General features: G+C 43.6%; 4 protein-coding genes. 1 reads left to right on the top strand and 3 read right to left on the bottom strand.

All coding sequences use genetic code 11. The features are described from left to right. The 3 genes from ACXJGZ_RS00545 to ACXJGZ_RS00535 all read right to left on the bottom strand — a co-directional run. Positions 1–1,428: NIDO-like domain-containing protein (locus tag ACXJGZ_RS00545; RefSeq protein WP_498049464.1), on the bottom strand; the 1,428-nt coding region annotated here is incomplete at its 3' end. Positions 1,429–1,439: 11 nt separating this feature from the next. Beyond that, positions 1,440–1,586 (bottom strand): hypothetical protein, encoded by a 147-nt coding sequence (locus ACXJGZ_RS00540; RefSeq protein ID WP_456397766.1) that lies wholly within the window; start codon positions 1,584–1,586, stop codon positions 1,440–1,442. Then, positions 1,583–1,756, bottom strand: coding sequence for a hypothetical protein (locus tag ACXJGZ_RS00535; protein WP_456397764.1), 174 nt, complete (start codon positions 1,754–1,756; stop codon positions 1,583–1,585). Before ACXJGZ_RS00535 ends, ACXJGZ_RS00540 begins: the two co-directional genes overlap by 4 nt. Positions 1,757–1,871: 115 nt before the next feature. Between ACXJGZ_RS00535 and ACXJGZ_RS00530 the strand changes: the two genes are divergently transcribed. Beyond that, positions 1,872–2,016 (top strand): fumarate hydratase C-terminal domain-containing protein (locus ACXJGZ_RS00530; RefSeq protein ID WP_456397768.1); only part of this gene is annotated, 145 nt, incomplete at its 3' end.

Genomic DNA, 2,016 nt, shown 5'->3' with positions numbered 1-2,016 from the left:
ATCTGCCGACGCCCCCAGACAGTTGGGTATCTCCACCGAGTAGTTGGCTATCCTGAAGTTGGGCAGCGGGAAGGAGTACTCGCCGAGGAGGAAGGCGTTGTTGCTCCCGTTTGTATCTCCCATGGCCATTATCTCCAGTGTTAGAGTGTAGTTCCCACCTTGGGCGAGCCAGAACAGCTTTCCGTCAAGGGTTCCGTTGGAGAAGCCGCTCAGAAGCCTAACCTCCTCGACTTTGCCGTTCTTCAGAAGCCTGACTTCCACGTTTTCAGGGTGTTTGGAGCTCGTCTTCACCGTGAAGTTGATTTCGGCTACTTCTCCCGGGATGATGTTGCCTATGCTGGCGTTTTCAATCCAGTAGTCACCGGGCCATATTCCAATGTCACCAACATTATCATAACGGTAAGATTCATTTAGGATCTCTTCATCATCGGTAATTACCTTTACATAGACATCTTGGATGGGTAGGGTAATGTGCACCTCCGTGCTTGCCCCGTTAGAGAGTCCTGAAATGGGAACCTTAAAGACGGAGGAAGGGACATCAGGAAGCTGAACTTCAAAGCTCTTCTTTTCAGCCTTGGATACTGCATTTTCCTCCATGGAAACTTTCGAGTAATATCCAGCAAACAAATCACAACTGTACTCGGAATATCTGAGAAGGTTATAGCTCCACCTAATTGTTCCATTCCTAAAGATGACCACTTGAAAGTGCACAGGGTGTTGGGAGGAGTCGTAATCATCATATGTGGAACCAAGCCACTCTATAACGACCTTATCATCAAACTGTACAGCCGCTAAGTAGCCATCCTCTGTCTCAAGATCATCGTCGAGGGCGAATATCACATCACTGTATTGGTATAACATATCCTCGTGAATACCATACTCATCTCCGAGCTTAGGTTCCTCCCATTTGCCTAAAAGTTCTATATAGCCGTTTGTACTCACCGAGATATTAACTATTTCCCTGCCAAAATAGTTCAGAGTAAATGGTAGCTTGTACACAAAAAAGCCATCGTCTGCTTTTAGAACAGCATTTCCTCCTTCAATATAATCCCCCAAATGCACCTCACTTGCATTTTGCAACTCGGATGTTATGTTTATCCATTTGAATGGAATTTGAGCTGGTTGAGGCAGATTTTGAGGCAAAATAACCTTGAAAGTTACGTTAAATGCTTCTGAATCTTCTCCATAGTTCGTTATGTTAGCGTAAACCCTCATATGGGTATTGTTGACATATGAATAATAGACCTCTTCCACTGCTATATCCGGGACATCTGAACTATGTGCCTGAGAAGGGGAACGGACTTCTGTTTCATGCTTGCTATTTTTACTATTAAGATTAATCCCCTTAGCTTCAGCAATAAAGAATGGGTATGAGAAAGTTGAGAAGAGGAGTAGGAGCATAACACCAAAAGCTATAACCCTTCTCATCTTCCTACCCCCTACATTTTTCCTTTTTCAAGGGCTTTTTGAATCTGCATCATGAAAAAAGCCTCTTCAGCTCTCAGCACCTTGATGATGGTCTTCTTATCCACCCCCGTACTTCTGCTTATGTACTCCACGAGCTCTTTCTTTATCTCCCTGATCATTGCCTTTCCCTCTCCGGAGAAGTGTTAATATTATTTTTCGCTAACCAAACGGTCTCTGTGTTCTTTGGGAGAATAGCCGCGGTTGGTTTCTCCCTATCCTCAAATGCTCTGGCAATACAAAACACGAGTGATGTAATAAGAATCCCCGAGCCAATAATTTTGGTGTTCATGCTATCACCTAAGGCTAAATTTACCTAAACTGATACTTACGAGCTGGGTTTGAGAAAATTAATCAAACCCAAAAAAAGCTTTAAGGAAAGAGATTAACCTTATTATGGTGATATTATGGAGCTAAAAGTCCCCTTGAGCGAGAAAGATGTCCTAAAACTTAAAACTGGCGACGTTGTTCATCTTTCTGGAATCATATACACGGCAAGGGATTTAGCCCACAGAAAGCTCCTTGAGCTTGCCAAACAAGATGAACTGCCCT

This window comes from Palaeococcus sp. (in: euryarchaeotes), assembly GCF_053987695.1.
Note: the sequence above shows the minus strand (reverse complement) of the source record. Positions and strands in the feature narration are given on the sequence as shown.

Excerpts from the sequence above, each read along its gene's own strand:
- ACXJGZ_RS00540 (WP_456397766.1), bottom strand. The coding sequence starts at position 1,586 with ATGATCAGGGAGATAAAGAAAGAGCTCGTGGAGTACATAAGCAGAAGT.
- ACXJGZ_RS00535 (WP_456397764.1), bottom strand. The coding sequence starts at position 1,756 with ATGAACACCAAAATTATTGGCTCGGGGATTCTTATTACATCACTCGTG.